The sequence below is a fragment of the Escherichia sp. E.sYA108 genome, from assembly GCF_011754335.1.
Classification (GTDB): Bacteria; Pseudomonadota; Gammaproteobacteria; order Enterobacterales; family Enterobacteriaceae; genus Escherichia; species Escherichia coli.
This window is the reverse complement of the sequence record NZ_JAAQVZ010000001.1, coordinates 2,890,405-2,907,630: the sequence shown is the minus strand read 5'-3', so window position 1 is coordinate 2,907,630 and position 17,226 is coordinate 2,890,405. Positions and strand designations below refer to the sequence as shown.

15 protein-coding genes and 1 pseudogene are annotated in these 17,226 nt (G+C 52.3%); 12 read left to right on the top strand and 4 right to left on the bottom strand.

What is annotated here, in order from left to right; translation table 11 throughout:
- The 11 genes and pseudogenes from gpG (at position 1) to HBM92_RS13735 (ending at position 11,972) form a co-directional block, all read left to right on the top strand.
- A complete protein-coding gene (gene gpG / locus HBM92_RS13785; RefSeq protein ID WP_000479129.1) occupies positions 1 to 423 on the top strand; it encodes a phage tail assembly chaperone G in 423 nt (140 codons plus the stop codon).
- Complete coding sequence (locus HBM92_RS13780; RefSeq protein ID WP_000459474.1) at positions 405 to 839, top strand: phage tail assembly protein T; 435 nt, start codon at positions 405 to 407, stop codon at positions 837 to 839. The genes gpG and HBM92_RS13780 overlap by 19 nt, the downstream gene beginning before the upstream one ends.
- Entirely contained in the window at positions 832 to 3,393 is a 2,562-nt protein-coding gene (locus tag HBM92_RS13775) for a phage tail tape measure protein (protein WP_000840269.1), read from the top strand. Before HBM92_RS13780 ends, HBM92_RS13775 begins: the two co-directional genes overlap by 8 nt.
- Positions 3,390 to 3,719 (top strand): phage tail protein, encoded by a 330-nt coding sequence (locus HBM92_RS13770; RefSeq protein WP_000847405.1) that lies wholly within the window; start codon positions 3,390 to 3,392, stop codon positions 3,717 to 3,719. The genes HBM92_RS13775 and HBM92_RS13770 overlap by 4 nt, the downstream gene beginning before the upstream one ends.
- Entirely contained in the window at positions 3,719 to 4,417 is a 699-nt protein-coding gene (locus tag HBM92_RS13765; RefSeq protein ID WP_001152660.1) for a phage minor tail protein L, read from the top strand. The genes HBM92_RS13770 and HBM92_RS13765 overlap by 1 nt, the downstream gene beginning before the upstream one ends.
- Positions 4,418 to 4,422: 5 nt before the next feature.
- Positions 4,423 to 5,166 carry a C40 family peptidase gene (locus HBM92_RS13760; RefSeq protein WP_000140699.1) on the top strand — a complete coding sequence of 248 codons (744 nt, stop codon included), beginning with the start codon at positions 4,423 to 4,425 and terminating at the stop codon, positions 5,164 to 5,166.
- The gene (locus HBM92_RS13755) at positions 5,163 to 5,735 is read left to right on the top strand and encodes a tail assembly protein (RefSeq protein ID WP_000847704.1); all 573 of its coding nucleotides are present in this window, start codon (positions 5,163 to 5,165) and stop codon (positions 5,733 to 5,735) included. The genes HBM92_RS13760 and HBM92_RS13755 overlap by 4 nt, the downstream gene beginning before the upstream one ends.
- Positions 5,736 to 5,795: 60 nt before the next feature.
- Positions 5,796 to 9,272: a host specificity protein J gene (locus tag HBM92_RS13750; protein ID WP_001546181.1), complete on the top strand. Its 3,477-nt coding sequence runs from the start codon at positions 5,796 to 5,798 to the stop codon at positions 9,270 to 9,272.
- 58 nt (positions 9,273 to 9,330) lie between these two features.
- Positions 9,331 to 9,694, top strand: a pseudogene (locus HBM92_RS25840) (prophage tail fiber N-terminal domain-containing protein); the annotation flags it as partial.
- A 1,693-nt stretch (positions 9,695 to 11,387) separates the two neighbouring features.
- The gene (locus HBM92_RS13740) at positions 11,388 to 11,666 is read left to right on the top strand and encodes a hypothetical protein (protein ID WP_000654167.1); all 279 of its coding nucleotides are present in this window, start codon (positions 11,388 to 11,390) and stop codon (positions 11,664 to 11,666) included.
- A gap of 12 nt (positions 11,667 to 11,678) precedes the next feature.
- Positions 11,679 to 11,972 (top strand): hypothetical protein, encoded by a 294-nt coding sequence (locus tag HBM92_RS13735; RefSeq protein WP_000355360.1) that lies wholly within the window; start codon positions 11,679 to 11,681, stop codon positions 11,970 to 11,972.
- A 91-nt stretch (positions 11,973 to 12,063) separates the two neighbouring features.
- Here the strand turns inward: HBM92_RS13735 and sitD are convergent, their stop codons facing one another.
- The 4 genes from sitD to sitA are packed head-to-tail and all read right to left on the bottom strand — an operon-like array spanning position 12,064 to position 15,513.
- Complete coding sequence (gene sitD, locus HBM92_RS13730; RefSeq protein WP_000968127.1) at positions 12,064 to 12,921, bottom strand: iron/manganese ABC transporter permease subunit SitD; 858 nt, start codon at positions 12,919 to 12,921, stop codon at positions 12,064 to 12,066.
- Positions 12,918 to 13,775: an iron/manganese ABC transporter permease subunit SitC gene (sitC, locus tag HBM92_RS13725; RefSeq protein ID WP_001101730.1), complete on the bottom strand. Its 858-nt coding sequence runs from the start codon at positions 13,773 to 13,775 to the stop codon at positions 12,918 to 12,920. The genes sitD and sitC overlap by 4 nt, the downstream gene beginning before the upstream one ends.
- Entirely contained in the window at positions 13,772 to 14,599 is an 828-nt protein-coding gene (gene sitB, locus HBM92_RS13720) for an iron/manganese ABC transporter ATP-binding protein SitB (protein WP_000983716.1), read from the bottom strand. The genes sitC and sitB overlap by 4 nt, the downstream gene beginning before the upstream one ends.
- Complete coding sequence (gene sitA / locus HBM92_RS13715) at positions 14,599 to 15,513, bottom strand: iron/manganese ABC transporter substrate-binding protein SitA (RefSeq protein WP_000555630.1); 915 nt, start codon at positions 15,511 to 15,513, stop codon at positions 14,599 to 14,601. The genes sitB and sitA overlap by 1 nt, the downstream gene beginning before the upstream one ends.
- Before the next feature lie 698 nt (positions 15,514 to 16,211).
- Here sitA and HBM92_RS13710 point away from each other — a divergent pair.
- Entirely contained in the window at positions 16,212 to 16,970 is a 759-nt protein-coding gene (locus HBM92_RS13710) for a hypothetical protein (protein ID WP_001304451.1), read from the top strand.
- Positions 16,971 to 17,226: the final 256 nt, after the last annotated feature.

The window sequence follows — 17,226 nt, the reverse complement described above, 5'->3', positions numbered from 1 at the left end:
ATGTTCCTGAAAACCGAATCATTTGAACATAACGGCGTGACCGTCACGCTTTCTGAACTGTCAGCCCTGCAGCGTATTGAGCATCTCGCCCTGATGAAACAGCAGGCAGAACAGGCGGAGTCAGACAGCAACCGGCAGGTTACTGTGGAAGACGCCATCAGAACCGGTGCTTTTGTGGTGGCGATGTCCCTGTGGCATAACCATCCGCAGAAGACAAAGCAGCCTTCCATGAATGAAGCCGTTAAACAGATTGAGCAGGAAGTGCTTACCACCTGGCCCGCGGAGGCAATTTCTCATGCTGAAAACGTGGTGTACCGGCTGTCCGGTATGTATGGGTTTGTGGTGAATGATGCCCCTGACCAGGCAGAGGACTCCGGGCCTGCAGAGCCTGTTTCTGCGGGAAAGTGTTCGACGGTGAGCTGAGTTTTGCCCTGAAACTGGCGCGAGAGATGGGGCGACCTGACTGGCGCGCCATGCTTGCCGGGATGTCATCCACGGAGTATGCCGACTGGCACCGCTTTTACAGTACCCATTATTTTCATGATGTTCTGCTGGATATGCACTTTTCCGGGCTGACGTACACTGTGCTCAGCCTGTTTTTCAGCGATCCGGATATGCATCCGCTGGATTTCAGTTTGCTGAACCGGCGTGAGGATGACGAAGAGCCTGAAGATGATGTGCTGATGCAGAAAGCGGCAGGGCTTACCGGAGGCGTCCGCTTTGACCCGGACGGAAATGAAGTTATCCCCGCTTCCCCGGATATGGCGGGCATGACGGAGGATGACGTAATGCTGATGACAGTATCAGAAGGGATCGCAGGAGGAGTCCGGTATGGCTGAACCGGTAGGCGATCTGGTCGTTGATTTAAGTCTGGATGCGGCCAGATTTGACGAGCAGATGGCCAGAGTCAGGCGTCATTTTTCCGGTACGGAAAGTGATGCGAAAAAAACAGCGGCAGTCGTTGAACAGTCGCTGAGCCGACAGGCGCTGGCTGCACAGAAAGCGGGGATTTCCGTCGGGCAGTATAAAGCCGCCATGCGTATGCTGCCTGCACAGTTCACCGACGTGGCCACGCAGCTTGCAGGCGGGCAAAGCCCGTGGCTGATCCTGCTGCAACAGGGTGGTCAGGTTAAGGACTCCTTCGGCGGGATGATCCCCATGTTCCGGGGGCTTGCCGGTGCGATCACCCTGCCGATGGTCGGGGCCACCTCGCTGGCGGTGGCGACCGGTGCGCTGGCGTATGCCTGGTATCAGGGTAACTCAACCCTGTCCGATTTCAACAAAACGCTGGTCCTTTCCGGCAATCAGTCGGGTCTGACGGCAGATCGTATGCTGGTCCTGTCCAGAGCCGGGCAGGCGGCAGGGCTGACGTTTAACCAGACCAGCGAGTCACTCAGCGCACTGGTTAAGGCGGGAGTAAGCGGTGAGGCTCAGATTGCATCCATCAGCCAGAGTGTGGCGCGTTTCTCCTCTGCATCCGGCGTGGAGGTGGACAAGGTCGCTGAAGCCTTCGGGAAGCTGACCACTGACCCGACGTCGGGGCTGACGGCGATGGCGCGCCAGTTCCATAACGTAACGGCGGAGCAGATTGCGTATGTTGCTCAGTTGCAGCGTTCCGGCGATGAATCCGGGGCATTGCAGGCGGCGAACGAGGCCGCAACGAAAGGGTTTGATGACCAGACCCGACGCCTGAAAGAGAACATGGGCACGCTGGAAACCTGGGCAGACAGGACAGCACGGGCATTCAAATCCATGTGGGATGCGGTGCTGGATATTGGTCGTCCTGATACCGCTCAGGAGATGCTGATTAAGGCAGAGGCTGCGTTTAAGAAAGCGGACGACATCTGGAATCTGCGCAAGGATGATTATTTTGTTAACGATGAAGCGCGGGCGCGTTACTGGGATGATCGTGAAAAGGCCCGTCTTGCGCTTGAAGCCGCCCGAAAGAAGGCTGAACAGCAGAGTCAACAGGACAAAAATGCGCAGCAGCAGAGCGATACCGAAGCATCACGGCTGAAATATACCGAAGAGGCGCAGAAGGCTTACGAACGGCTGCAGACACCGCTGGAGAAATATACCGCCCGTCAGGAAGAACTGAACAAGGCACTGAAAGACGGGAAAATCCTGCAGGCAGATTACAACACGCTGATGGCGGCGGCGAAAAAGGATTATGAAGCGACGCTGAAAAAGCCGAAACAGTCCGGCGTGAAGGTGTCTGCGGGCGATCGTCAGGAAGACAGTGCTCATGCTGCCCTGCTGACGCTTCAGGCTGAACTCCGGACGCTGGAGAAGCATGCCGGAGCAAATGAGAAAATCAGCCAGCAGCGCCGGGATTTGTGGAAGGCGGAGAGTCAGTTCGCGGTACTGGAGGAGGCGGCGCAACGTCGCCAGCTGTCTGCACAGGAGAAATCCCTGCTGGCGCATAAAGATGAGACGCTGGAGTACAAACGCCAGCTGGCTGCACTTGGCGACAAGGTTACGTATCAGGAGCGCCTGAACGCGCTGGCGCAGCAGGCGGATAAATTCGCACAGCAGCAACGGGCAAAACGGGCCGCTATTGATGCGAAAAGCCGGGGGCTGACTGACCGGCAGGCAGAACGGGAAGCCACGGAACAGCGCCTGAAGGAACAGTATGGCGATAATCCTCTGGCGCTGAATAACGTCATGTCAGAGCAGAAAAAGACCTGGGCGGCTGAAGACCTGCTTCGCGGGAACTGGATGGCAGGCCTGAAGTCCGGCTGGAGTGAGTGGGAAGAGAGTGCCACGGACAGTATGTCGCAGGTTAAAAGTGCTGCCACGCAGACCTTTGATGGTATTGCGCAGAATATGGCGGCGATGCTGACCGGCAGTGAACAGAACTGGCGCAGCTTCACCCGTTCCGTGCTGTCCATGATGACAGAAATTCTGCTTAAGCAGGCAATGGTGGGGATTGTCGGGAGTATCGGCAGCGCTATTGGCGGGGCTGTTGGTGGCGGCGCATCCGCGTCAGGCGGTACAGCCATTCAGGCCGCTGCGGCGAAACTCCATTTTGCAACCGGAGGATTTACGGGAACCGGCGGCAAATATGAGCCAGCGGGGATTGTTCACCGTGGTGAATTTGTCTTCACGAAGGAGGCAACCAGCCGGATTGGCGTGGGAAATCTCTACCGGCTGATGCGCGGCTATGCCACCGGCGGTTATGTCGGTGGCACCGGAAGTCCGGCGCAAATGCGGCGTTCAGAGGGTATCAGGTTTGAGCAGAACAACAACGTGGTGATTCAGAACGACGGTACGAATGGTCTGCCAGGTCCACAGATGATGAAGGCGGTGTATGACATGGCCCGCAAGGGTGCCCGTGATGAAATCCAGGCACAGATGCGCGATGGTGGTCTGTTCTCCGGAGGTGGACGATGAAAACCTTCCGCTGGAAAGTGAAACCCGGGATGGATGTGACATCGGCTCCTTCCGTCAGGGAGGTGCGCTTTGGTGATGGCTATTCCCAGCGTGCGCCTGCCGGGCTGAACGCTGACCTGAAAACGTACAGCGTGACGCTGTCTGTCTCCCGTGAGGAGGCCACGGCGCTGGAGTCGTTTCTGGCTGAGCACGGGGGCTGGAAGGCCTTTCTGTGGACGCCGCCTTATGGTTACAGGCAGATAAAGGTGACCTGCGCAAAATGGTCGTCGCGGGTCAGTATGCTGCGTGTTGAGTTCAGCGCAGAGTTTGAACAGGTGGTGAACTGATGCAGGATATCCGGCAGGAAACATTGAATGAATGCACCCGTGCGGAGCAGTCGGCCAGCGTGGTGCTCTGGGAAATCGATCTGACAGAGGTCGGTGGAGAACGTTATTTTTTCTGTAATGAGCAGAACGAAAAAGGTGAGCCGGTCACCTGGCAGGGGCGACAGTATCAGCCGTATCCCATTCAGGGGAGTAGTTTTGAACTGAATGGCAAAGGCACCAGTACGCGCCCCACGCTGACGGTTTCTAACCTGTACGGTATGGTCACCGGGATGGTGGAAGATCTGCAGAGTCTGGTCGGCGGAACGGTGGTCAGGCGTAAGGTTTACGCCCGTTTTCTGGATGCGGTGAACTTCGTCAACGGAAACAGCGACGCCGATCCGGAGCAGGAGGTGATCAGCCGCTGGCGCATCGAGCAGTGCAGCGAACTGAGTGCGGTCAGTGCCTCCTTTGTACTGTCCACACCGACGGAAACGGATGGTGCCGTTTTTCCGGGGCGCATCATGCTGGCTAATACCTGCACCTGGACCTATCGCGGTGATGAGTGCGGTTATCACGGTCCGGCGGTCGCGGATGAATATGATCAGCCGACTTCCGATATCACGAAGGATAAATGCAGCAAATGCCTGAGCGGCTGTAAGTTTCGCAATAACGTCGGCAACTTTGGCGGCTTCCTTTCCATTAACAAACTTTCGCAGTAAATCCCATGACAGAGACAGAATCAGCGATTCTGGCGCATGCCCGGCGATGTGCGCCAGCGGAGTCGTGCGGCTTCGTGGTGAGAGCGCCGGAGGGGGAAAGATATTTTCCCTGCGTGAATATCTCCGGTGAGCCGGAGGCGTATTTCCGGATGGCTCCGGAGGACTGGCTGCAGGCAGAGATGCAGGGTGAGATTGTGGCGCTGGTCCACAGTCATCCCGGTGGTCTGCCCTGGCTGAGTGAGGCCGACCGGCGGCTGCAGGTGCAGAGTGATTTGCCGTGGTGGCTGGTCTGCCGGGGGGCGATTCATAAGTTCCGCTGTGTGCCGCATCTCACCGGGCGGCGCTTTGAGCACGGGGTGACGGACTGTTACACGCTGTTCCGGGACGCTTACCATCTGGCGGGGATTGAGATGCCGGACTTTCATCGTGAGGATGACTGGTGGCGTAACGGCCAGAATCTCTATCTTGATAATCTGGAGGCCACAGGGCTGTATCAGGTGCCGTTGTCAGCGGCGCAGCCGGGCGATGTGCTGCTGTGCTGCTTTGGTTCATCGGTGCCGAATCATGCCGCTATTTACTGTGGTGACGGCGAGCTGCTGCACCATATTCCTGAACAACTGAGTAAACGAGAGAGGTATACCGACAAATGGCAGCGACGCACACACTCCCTCTGGCGTCACCGGGCATGGCGCGCATCTGCCTTTACGGGGATTTACAACGATTTGGCCGCCGCATCGACCTTCGTGTGAAAACGGGGGCTGAAGCCATCCGCGCACTGGCCACACAGCTCCCGGTGTTTCGTCAGAAACTGAGCGACGGCTGGTATCAGGTACGGATTGCCGGGCGGGACGTCAGCACGTCCGGGTTAACGGCGCAGTTACATGAGACTCTGCCTGATGGCGCTGTGATTCATATTGTTCCCAGAGTCGCCGGGGCCAAGTCAGGTGGCGTATTCCAGATTGTCCTGGGGGCTGCCGCCATTGCCGGATCATTCTTTACCGCCGGAGCCACCCTTGCAGCATGGGGGGCAGCCATTGGGGCCGGTGGTATGACCGGCATCCTGTTTTCTCTCGGTGCCAGTATGGTGCTCGGTGGTGTGGCGCAGATGCTGGCACCGAAAGCCAGAACTCCCCGTACACAGACAACGGATAACGGCAAACAGAACACCTATTTCTCCTCACTGGATAACATGGTTGCCCAGGGCAATGTTCTGCCGGTTCTGTACGGTGAAATGCGCGTGGGGTCACGCGTGGTTTCTCAGGAGATCAGCACGGCAGACGAAGGGGATGGTGGTCAGGTTGTGGTGATTGGTCGCTGATGCAAAATGTTTTATGTGAAACCGCCTCCGGGCGGTTTTATCGTTTATGGAGCATGAGGAATGGGTAAAGGCAGCAGTAAGGGGCATACCCCGCGCGAAGCGAAGGACAACCTGAAATCATCCCAGATGCTGAGCGTGATAGACGCCATCAGCGAAGGGCCGGTTGAAGGTCCGGTGGATGGATTAAAAAGCGTGCTGCTGAACAGTACGCCGGTGCTGGACAGTGAGGGGAATACCAATATATTCGGCGTCACGGTGGTGTTCCGGGCCGGTGAGCAGGAGCAGACACCGCCGGAGGGATTTGAATCCTCCGGCTCCGAGACGGTGCTCGGTACAGAAGTGAAATATGACACGCCGATCACCCGGACCATCACGTCGGCAAACATTGACCGTCTGCGTTTTACTTTCGGCGTGCAGGCACTGGTGGAAACCACCTCAAAGGGGGACAGGAATCCATCGGAAGTCCGCCTGCTGGTTCAGATTCAACGTAACGGTGGCTGGGTGACGGAAAAAGACATCACCATTAAGGGCAAAACCACGTCGCAGTATCTGGCCTCGGTGGTGGTGGATAACCTGCCGCCGCGCCCGTTTAATATCCGGATGCGCAGGATGACGCCGGACAGCACCACAGACCAGTTGCAGAACAAAACGCTCTGGTCGTCATACACCGAAATCATCGATGTGAAACAGTGCTACCCGAACACGGCACTGGTCGGCGTACAGGTGGACTCGGAGCAGTTCGGCAGCCAGCAGGTGAGCCGTAATTATCATCTTCGCGGGCGCATTCTGCAGGTGCCGTCGAACTATAACCCGCAGACGCGGCAATACAGCGGTATCTGGGACGGAACGTTTAAGCCAGCATACAGCAACAACATGGCCTGGTGTCTGTGGGATATGCTGACCCATCCGCGCTACGGCATGGGGAAACGTCTTGGTGCGGCAGATGTGGATAAATGGGCGCTGTATGTCATCGGCCAGAATTGCGACCAGTCAGTGCCGGACGGCTTTGGCGGCACGGAGCCGCGCATCACCTGTAATGCGTACCTGACCACACAGCGCAAGGCGTGGGATGTGCTCAGTGATTTTTGCTCGGCGATGCGCTGTATGCCGGTATGGAACGGGCAGACGCTGACATTCGTGCAGGACCGACCGTCGGATAAGGTGTGGACCTATAACCGCAGTAATGTGGTGATGCCGGATGATGGCGCGCCGTTCCGCTACAGCTTCAGCGCCCTGAAAGACCGCCATAATGCCGTTGAGGTGAACTGGATTGACCCGGATAACGGCTGGGAGACGGCGACAGAGCTTGTGGAGGACACGCAGGCCATTGCCCGTTACGGTCGTAACGTCACGAAGATGGATGCCTTTGGCTGTACCAGCCGGGGGCAGGCACACCGCGCCGGGCTGTGGCTGATTAAAACGGAGCTGCTGGAAACGCAGACCGTGGACTTCAGCGTGGGTGCAGAAGGGCTTCGCCATGTACCGGGCGATGTCATTGAAATCTGTGATGATGACTATGCGGGGATCAGCATCGGCGGGCGCGTGCTGGCGGTGAACAACCAGACGCGGACACTGACGCTCGACCGTGAAATCACGCTGCCATCCTCCGGCACCACGCTGATAAGCCTGGCTGACGGACAGGGGAATCCGGTCAGCGTGGAGGTCCAGTCCGTCACCGACGGCGTGAAGGTAAAAGTGAGCCGTGTTCCTGACGGCGTTGCAGAATACAGCGTGTGGGGGCTGAAGTTGCCAACGTTGCGCCAGCGCCTGTTCCGCTGTGTGAGTATCCGTGAGAACGATGACGGCACGTATGCCATCACTGCCGTGCAGCATGTACCGGAAAAAGAGGCCATCGTGGATAACGGGGCGCACTTTGACGGCGACCAGAGCGGCACGGTGAATGGTGTCACGCCGCCAGCGGTGCAGCACCTGACTGCCGAAGTCACCGCAGACAGCGGGGAATATCAGGTGCTGGCGCGCTGGGACACGCCGAAGGTGGTGAAGGGGGTGAGCTTTATGCTTCGCCTGACCGTGGCAGCGGATGACGGCAGTGAGCGGCTGGTCAGCACGGCCCGGACGACGGAAACCACATACCGCTTCAGGCAACTGGCGCTGGGGAACTACAGGCTGACAGTCCGGGCGGTAAATGCGTGGGGGCAGCAGGGCGATCCGGCATCGGTATCGTTCCGGATTGCCGCACCGGCAGCGCCGTCGCAGATTGAGCTGACACCGGGGTATTTTCAGATAACCGCCACGCCGCATCTTGCGGTTTATGATCCGACGGTACAGTTTGAGTTCTGGTTCTCGGAAAAGCGGATTGCGGATATCAGGCAGGTTGAAACCACAGCACGCTATCTTGGCACGGCGCTGTACTGGATAGCCGCCAGTATCAATATCAAACCGGGCCATGATTATTATTTTTACATCCGCAGTGTGAACACCGTTGGCAAATCGGCATTTGTGGAGGCTGTTGGCCAGCCGAGTGATGATGCATCCGGCTATCTGAATTTTTTCAAAGGAGAGATAGGGAAAACCCATCTGGCTCAGGAGTTGTGGACGCAGATTGATAACGGTCAGCTTGCGCCTGACCTGGCTGAAATCAGGACGTCCATTACGGGTGTCAGCAATGAAATCACGCAGACCGTCAATAAGAAACTGGAAGACCAGAGTGCAGCGATCCAGCAGATACAGAAGGTTCAGGTTGATACAAATAATAACCTGAACAGCATGTGGGCTGTGAAGCTGCAGCAGATGCAGGACGGACGCCTTTATATCGCGGGTATTGGTGCCGGTGTTGAGAATACTCCTGACGGTATGCAGAGTCAGGTGCTGCTGGCGGCGGACAGGATTGCGATGATTAATCCTGCGAATGGCAACACAAAGCCGATGTTTGTTGGGCAGGGCGATCAGATATTCATGAACGAAGTGTTCCTGAAATATCTGACGGCTCCCACCATTACCAGCGGTGGCAATCCCCCAACGTTTTCACTGACACCTGATGGTCGACTTTCTGCGAAAAATGCGGATATCAGCGGTAACGTGAACGCGAACTCCGGGACGCTCAACAACGTCACGATTAATCAGAACTGTCGGATTCTGGGAAAACTGTCAGCTAACCAGATTGAAGGTGATATTGTCAAAACGGTGGGAAAAGCCTTTCCGAGAAATGGCAGTTATGCCAGCGGTACAATAACGGTCACTGTGTACGATGACCAGGCTTTTGACCGTCAGATAGTAGTCCCCCCCGTTCTGTTTCGTGGGGGTAAGCATGAAAACTTCAACAGCAACAACCAACAGTCATACTGGTATTCAACCTGTAAGCTGCAGGTACTGAAGAACGGACAGGAAATCTTTCAGCAACCCGCGACGGATGTCAGCAGGGTATTTTCATCAGTCATTGATATGCCTGCCGGACACGGCCATGTCACCCTGACTTTCAATGTTTCTTCATATGGTGCTAATAACTGGACGCCAACGACCAGTATCAGCGACCTTCTTGTTGTTGTGATGAAGAAATCTACAGCCGGTATCAGTTGAATTTTATAACCCAGATACGGGCGCCAGAAATGGCGCCTTTTTTATTTGTGGAGTGAATATGGCAGTACAGATTTCAGGCGTGCTGAAAGACGGTGCAGGAAAACCGATACAGAACTGCACCATTCAGCTCAAAGCAAAACGTAACAGCACCACGGTTGTGGTGAACACGGTGGCCTCAGAAAATCCGGATGAAGCCGGACGTTACAGCATGGATGTCGAGTATGGCCAGTACAGCGTTATCCTGCTGGTTGAAGGTTTTCCGCCTTCACATGCCGGGGCCATCACCGTGTATGAGGATTCTAAGCCGGGGACATTGAATGATTTTCTGGGCGCTGCAACAGAAGATGATGTTCGTCCGGAGGCACTGTATCGTTTTGAAAAGATGGTGGAAGAGGTGGCACGCAACGCTGAAGCCGCCTCTCAGAGCGCAGCGGCAGCAAAGAAATCAGAAACAGCAGCGGCATCGTCCAGGAATGCGGCGAAAACATCAGAGACGAATGCAGGTAACAGCGCGAAAGCGGCAGCTTCTTCAAAAACAGCCGCACAAAACGCAGCAACAGCGGCAGAACGTTCAGAGACAAATGCCCGTGCGTCAGAAGAAGCCTCCGCAGACAGTGAAGAGGCTTCCCGCCGTAATGCAGAGTCAGCCGCTGAAAATGCCGGAGTCGCCACCACAAAAGCGCGGGAGGCCGCAGCAGACGCAACAAAGGCCGGGCAGAAAAAGGATGAGGCTCTGTCGGCAGCGACACGGGCTGAAAAGGCGGCAGACCGCGCAGAAGTCGCAGCGGAAGTGACTGCAGAGCCCTATGCGAATATAGTGCCGCCGCTGCCTGATGTGTGGATACCGTTTAACGATTCACTGGATATGATTGCGGGTTTTTCTCCGGGCTATAAAAAAATAGCTATTGGTGACGATGTGGTTCAGGTCGCCAGTGATAAACAGGTTAATTTCAGTCGCGCATCAACGGCAACATATATCAACAAATCTGGCGAACTGAAAACGGCGGAAATTAATGAGCCGCGATTTGAGTGTGATGGCCTGCTTATTGAGGGACAAAGAACGAACTACATGCTCAATTCGGAAAGTCCAGCCAGCTGGGGGAAGTCATCAAACATGGATGTGCCCGAAACCGGGACAGATAGTTTTGGTTTTACTTATGGAAAGTTTGTCTGCAACGATTCTCTGGTTGGGCAAACTTCGGCTATTAATATGGCATCAATTGCTGCAACAAAGTCAGTTGATGTCTCAGGCGATAACAAGTACGTGACAACCTCATGCCGTTTTAAAACAGAACGACAGGTAAGGTTACGTATACGGTTTGATAAGTATGATGGTAGTGCAACAACTTTTCTTGGCGATGCGTACATTGATACGCAAACGCTTGAAATTAATATGACAGGTGGGGCTGCCGGCAGAATTACGGCACGAGTCAGGAAGGATAAGACCACAGGCTGGATTTTTGCAGAGGCAACGATTCAGGCAATTGATGGTGAGTTAAAAATAGGCTCTCAGATACAGTATTCTCCTGAGCGGGGTGGGGCAACAGTATCTGGTGACTATATTTATCTTGCCACCCCACAAGTAGAGAATGGGCCGTGTGTATCATCATTTATTATTTCAGGAGGCAGCGCAACGACAAGAGCCAGTGATTTGGTTAGTATCCCCACCAGAAATAATCTTTATAAGTTACCATTTACTTTTTTACTTGAGATTCATAAAAACTGGGATATTGCACCAAACGCCGCACCCCGCGTGTGGGATATAGCAGCAGCCAATACCGGGCAATCAGCAATTGCAGCAATCAACAGAGGTAGTGGTAAGTTATATATGAGTCTGTCAAACCCTTCAGGCTTGTATGTTAATAGCGCAGCGACAGATGTATTTGCAGAGAAAACCACATTTGGATGTATTGCAAAAGCTGATGGTCACTTTCATGTGGTGACAAATGGTAAAGCGGTTAATGAAGTTTATTGTGAATATAATGGTGTGACCGCTGATAAAAATATCCGATTTGGAGGGCAGACGAATACTGGAGAACGACATCTGTTTGGCCATATTCGCAATTTCCGCATATGGCATAAAGAATTAAATGACAGGCAATTAAAAGAGGTCGTATGAAAGATTTAACTTTGAAGTTTCATGACAAACTGCAGTTTAAGGCCTTCCTGTCATCTCTTGACTGGGAGGAGGATGAAGACCTCCAGAATAAACTGTTAGTCGATGAAATTGGTTTCACCTACACAGAAACAGGGGTAACAGAAGAGGGAGAACCTGTCTGTGTCCGGAATGACGGTTATTTTGTCAACATTCGCATTCTTGATGACTTGTTTGATGTTTCTGTATTCTCTGATTATGTCGTGGAGCTGGAAACACCGCTTCGGGAATGGAGCTGAAAGGAGGAAATAATGGATATAAGCCCCTTACTTCATGCGCTTTGTGCTGTGGCTGCGCAGATACTGGTTGGTCTTTTTACCGGAAACTGGGCTTACGGAGCGATAGCCGGTTGTACGTTCTTCATTGCGCGTGAACATACCCAGGCAGAATATCGCTGGATTGAAATGTTCGGGCATGGCAAGCGAATGAATATGCCGTGGTGGGGCGGTTTTGATCCGCGAGCTTGGGATGTGGCAAGCCTGATGGATTTTGCTGTGCCGGTGGTGGCGTGTCTGCTGGTCTGGCTGTTGGTTAATCGTGGGTGAAAAAAGGTGAGCTGTATATGCAACGGAGGAAGAAACCCCGTTGCTGGAAGCCAGGAAAAAGTATCGGGTGTTGCTGTCCTCGGATGTTGTGCTAATTGGGTGATAACAGATCCTGTGTATGGGAGTTTCCCTTTTTGCGTGCGTTGATGCTGGTAACGGCAAACGTCATGATGAACAAAACCGCGAATAAGACGACAATCGTCGGAGCTGGTGCGCTGTCGATAAAAAAGGACAACCAGACACCAGTCATTGACACTATTACCGATATGCCAGTCGCCAGTAGGAGCGCAATATGAAAGCGTTGTGTCAGGAGTACCGCAATGGCGCCAGGCGCAATGAGCAGAGAAATGGAGAGAATGATACCTACCGCTTTCAGCGTCGCCACAATGGTCAGAGAGACCATGCACAGCAGCCCATAATGCAGCCATCTCGTATGCAAACCGCTTACCTGCGCCTGTTGATAATCAAAGCTGAACAGCAAAAAATCCCGCCATTTTACGCTAATAACAAGTGTAACCAGCCCGGCAATAATCATCGTCTGGATTATATCGCCGATGGTTATCCCGAGCATGTCGCCGAAAAGAATATGGTCAAGATGTACGTCTGGTTTGACTGCAATATACAAGATCAGACCTGCGGCAAACATGCCAGAAAAAACAATCCCCATCACTGTATCTTGCTTGATTCGGCTGTTGTCTTTCAGGTATCCCGTCGCCACCGCGCAGAATACTCCGGCGACGAATGCCCCTGTAGCCAAAGGTAACCCCAGAATCCAGGCAAGCACGATTCCAGGAAAAACCGCATGACTCATCGCGTCACCCATCAGTGCCCAACCTTTCAGGACCAGAAAGACCGACAGCAGCGCACAGGGTATGGAAACTACCAGTGAAATCAGCAGTGCGTGACTCATAAAGGTGAACTGCAGTGGCTCCAGTAATAATGCCATCATGAGCGATCCTCCAGCGCCTTATGCGCACGCCGACGATTTGCCAAAAGCCCATGGGTGGGCGCAAAGACAAATGCTAAAAGAAACAGCAGTGTCTGCGCCACCACGATGATTCCACCTGTCGCGCCGTCCAGAAAGTAACTGACCCACGCGCCGAGGAAACTAGTTACACTGCCAATAGTTACAGCAATCATGAGCAGGCGGGGAAAACGATCGGTTAACAACCATGCTGTTGCACCGGGAGTCACCACCAGACAGATCACCAGAAAGGCACCAACCGTTTGCAGCGCCGCAACGGTCGAAACCGACAGCAGGGTGAAGAAGATGAGTTTTAATCTGCCCGGATGCAATCCAATAGCACGGGCGTGATTCTCGTCGAAAAAGGTCACCATAAGATCTTTCCATTTGAAAAAAAGCACGATGATCGAGAGAATGCCAATGATAGTGAGTTGCAGGATATCCGCCGGATCGATTGCCAGAATATTGCCCAGGACGATGGTCTGAATGTTCACAGATGTCGGGTTCAATGACACCATAAACAGCCCCAGGCCAAAAAAGGACGAGAAGATCAGACCGATGATGGCATCTTCTTTTAAGCGGGTGCGTTGGTTAAGAAACAGCATGCTGCCCGCAGCCAGTCCGCCGGAAAAGAAGGCTCCCAGAGAAAACGGAAGCCCCAGCATATATGCCCCCGCAACACCCGGGACAATAGAGTGCGACAACGCATCGCCAATCAGCGACCAGCCTTTTAGCATCAGATAGCATGACAGGAAAGCGCAGAGACCGCCGACCATCGCCGAGACCCACATCGCATTGAGCATATATTCATAGCTGAAGGGTTCCAGTAGCACGTTCATCTTTCTTCCCTCTGCACCGCTGACGGTCGATGAGCCACAAAAGGGCGTTCATCGTCAGTAATAATGCTTTCTTCCGAGCCGTTAAGTGTGACATGGCGCAGTACGCCGCTAAAAGCCAGCTCTAGGTTCTCGGCTGTAAAAGTGGTGTCTGTCGGCCCGCTTGCCAGGACGGTGCCTTTGACCATGACCGTATAATCGCAAAATGTCGTGACGGATCCGAGATTGTGTGTTGAGACAAGCATCGTTTTGCCTTCCGCGCGTAACTCCCTCAACAGGCTGATGATTTTGGCTTCGGTTTTCACATCAACGCCAGTAAAAGGTTCATCCAGCAGGATCACATCACCCTGCTGTGCAATCGCTCTCGCCAGAAAGACGCGTTTCTTTTGTCCACCGGAAAGCTCGCCGATTTGTCGATGGCGAAAATTCACCATATCGACACGTTCCAGCGCATCGGTGACAATTTGACGATCCCTCTTTTTGGCGATACGCAACATACCCATATGCCCATAGCGGCCCATCATCACCACATCTTCCACCAGTACAGGAAATGACCAGTCAACATCTTCTGACTGAGGGACGTAGGCAACCAGGTTTTTCTGTAACGCCTGTCGCGTGGGAATACCCAGAACAGATATCTTTCCGCTGGTCAGACGCACAAATCCCATAATCGCTTTAAACAACGTCGATTTTCCGGAACCGTTTACCCCAACCAGAGCGGCAATAGATCCACTTGGTACTGTGAAGGATGCATCGCGCAGTGCTGTGTGCCCGTTACGCCAGGTGACAGTAACATCATTAACGACAATGCCTGCAGATTGCATCATTATTTCTCCCTTTTCCCAGCTTTAATTCCCTGTACCAGCGTACTGGTAGTAACCTTAAGAAGGTCGATATACGTCGGTACCGGGCCGTTTTCTGTGCTCAGGGAATCGACATAGAGCACACCGCCGTAGTGTGCGCCGGTTTCACGCGCAACCTGACGCGCTGGTTTATCGGAAATCGTACTCTCGCTAAAGACTGCCGGGATATGATTTTTCTTAACTATATCAACAACCTTACGTACCTGCTGCGGTGTTCCTTGTTGATCGGCATTAATCGGCCACAGATAAAGCTCTTTTAGCCCCAAATCGCGTGCGAGATAAGAAAAAGCCCCTTCACTGGTGACCATCCATCGCTGATTCTCAGGGAGTTCCGTAATCTGCTTACGCAGGGGGGCAAGGGTTTGGGTAATCTTGGCTTTATAAGTATCGGCATTGCGTTGGTAGGTTTGTGCATTTGCCGGATCGTATTTTATCAACGCATCACGAATATTATCGACGTAAATCAGAGCATTATCTGGCGACATCCATGCATGGGGGTTAGGTTTGCCCTCATAGGGTCCTTCGGTGATCCCTACAGGCGTCACACCCGAAGAGACAATTACTTCTGGAACCCCATTGAGATGCTGGTAAAAGCGTTGGAACCACAATTCCAGATTCATACCATTGGCGAGAATCAGTTGTGCCCCCTGCGCACGTTTAATATCGCCAGGGGTAGGCTGATACTCATGAATTTCTGCACCAGGCTTGGTTATGGATGAGACTTCTGCAGCATCTCCCGCCACGTTTTTGGCCATATCCGCGATGATGGTAAATGTTGTAATGACCTTGAATTTTTCAGTTGCACTTGCCTGAAATGCGATCGAGCAGGTGAGTGCGAGGCCCCCCAAGAGCATGGTTACTTTTTTTATCGAGTGCATAATTTAGTACCTATAGTGAGCAAAATTAGAACAAACATAGCAACGGCTATGTTTTATAGCACAACCTATACAAAATGAAAATGATTATCATTAGCGGTTTTGAGGCCCAAAACAGGGATTAGGTTGTTTCCGGCTGGCGACGCGTTATTGAGGAAAAAAGTAAGGCAGCTAGTAGGCTTTGAAATAACGTTTTGCGGTTGGCTGATGCAATTTCGAGAGTGCATGTATTGAATGATTTCTAGCCGTTACTGATTTTCGTATTTTTTGTATGGGAGGATTTGCACCTCTCCCCACCGAGCCTCCATGACTTTACTCCACTGTCTCTAGGGCTGCTGTGTGCCAGGAGCGGAAGCAGGGGGGCCAGAGACTCCTTAAAAGTTGATAGCTCGTTTTGCAGGGAGACTTACACGGTAAGCGTTATTCCGAAGAGCTTAAAATTGAAGCAGTCAAACGGGTTGTTGAGCGTGTTTATGCGCTGCCATCTGATTAATCGACGGAAGCAGTTCCGTTTGGTCTATGATGCAGTTGTCCGGCAGGCGCTCTGTGACGCAAAAGAACGATAGGAGTAGCATTGAAGTGAACGAGGTTATGCTTGTCTTATATTATCCTCTATTTTAAAAACATCAGCTGGTTGTGTAAGAGTTTTTATTGTTTTATCTTGTTGACTTTGCTTTTATGAAAACAGAGTGATTGATACAATGAAAACCTTAAGTGGGAAAGAGTTTAGGAAATTATTTAATCGTTATGAGACAGGATTCTATCTAAGTGAGTTTGAATACTTAAAGGACTTTGATCCTTTGTTTCCTGAATGCGTAGGGAAAGAATTAAAGTTGGGTTATAAACGAAAAGTTGATGTATGGTGCGAAGAGGATGCTGCGCTATATGCAGAATTTATAGCTACAAAAGAAAGGCTGAAAAGAGGCCGGTTAATCCTAAAAATAAACCAAGTGTGGTCGCGTGTATATCCTGCTTATATTTATGCAATTGAAGAAAGAATAAATGTCAGGGCAAAGGGGAGAGAGTCATTTAAGTATGAAACTGTGCAAGAAAAACAATGTAAACTTTCCATAATGTTAGATGGTCTGAAAGACCTTGAATGTGAAATAGCTATGATTTCAAGTGAGTTTGAAATTGAAAAACACTCTATGCACTATTTTTATATGATTTTTGATATTGAACGCTATATAAATGACTGCAGTTACTTTGTTTTTTCTGCTGCTAAAGTTGTTAAAGGCGTGATTCAATGCATTGGTTACATTGACAAAAATAACAAAGCAAGTTGCGATGAATTTTATTCAGGCAGCTATGAATGCTTGGATGATGATCAGGAAACACTGAACTATTTAAATGAATCATGCGCAGAGGGTATAGACGCTGATAAAGATCTCATCAGGAAGAATGAGTTATTAGCCTTATCCCTGAAGGAATTGTATCAACTTCTCGTTTCAAAAAAATAACAAGTAATACGGCGAGCGATATGACGTGCCATGGGATATCCGCACCCAGCAGCATGTTGTCTCCACGATGTCCGCAGTTCGCTCATAATAGACATTCACTACAGTTATAGTAGAAGGTATGCATGCTGCTGAGTGGGGAAAGTGTGAAAGAAAAGAAGACAGCTGCTTTGTTTGTCGTCACGTTTATCTTCATTGGCTATGCAAGTCGTAATACAAGGCGGGACAAAACTGAGACACATAAGGCCTCGCAATGGCT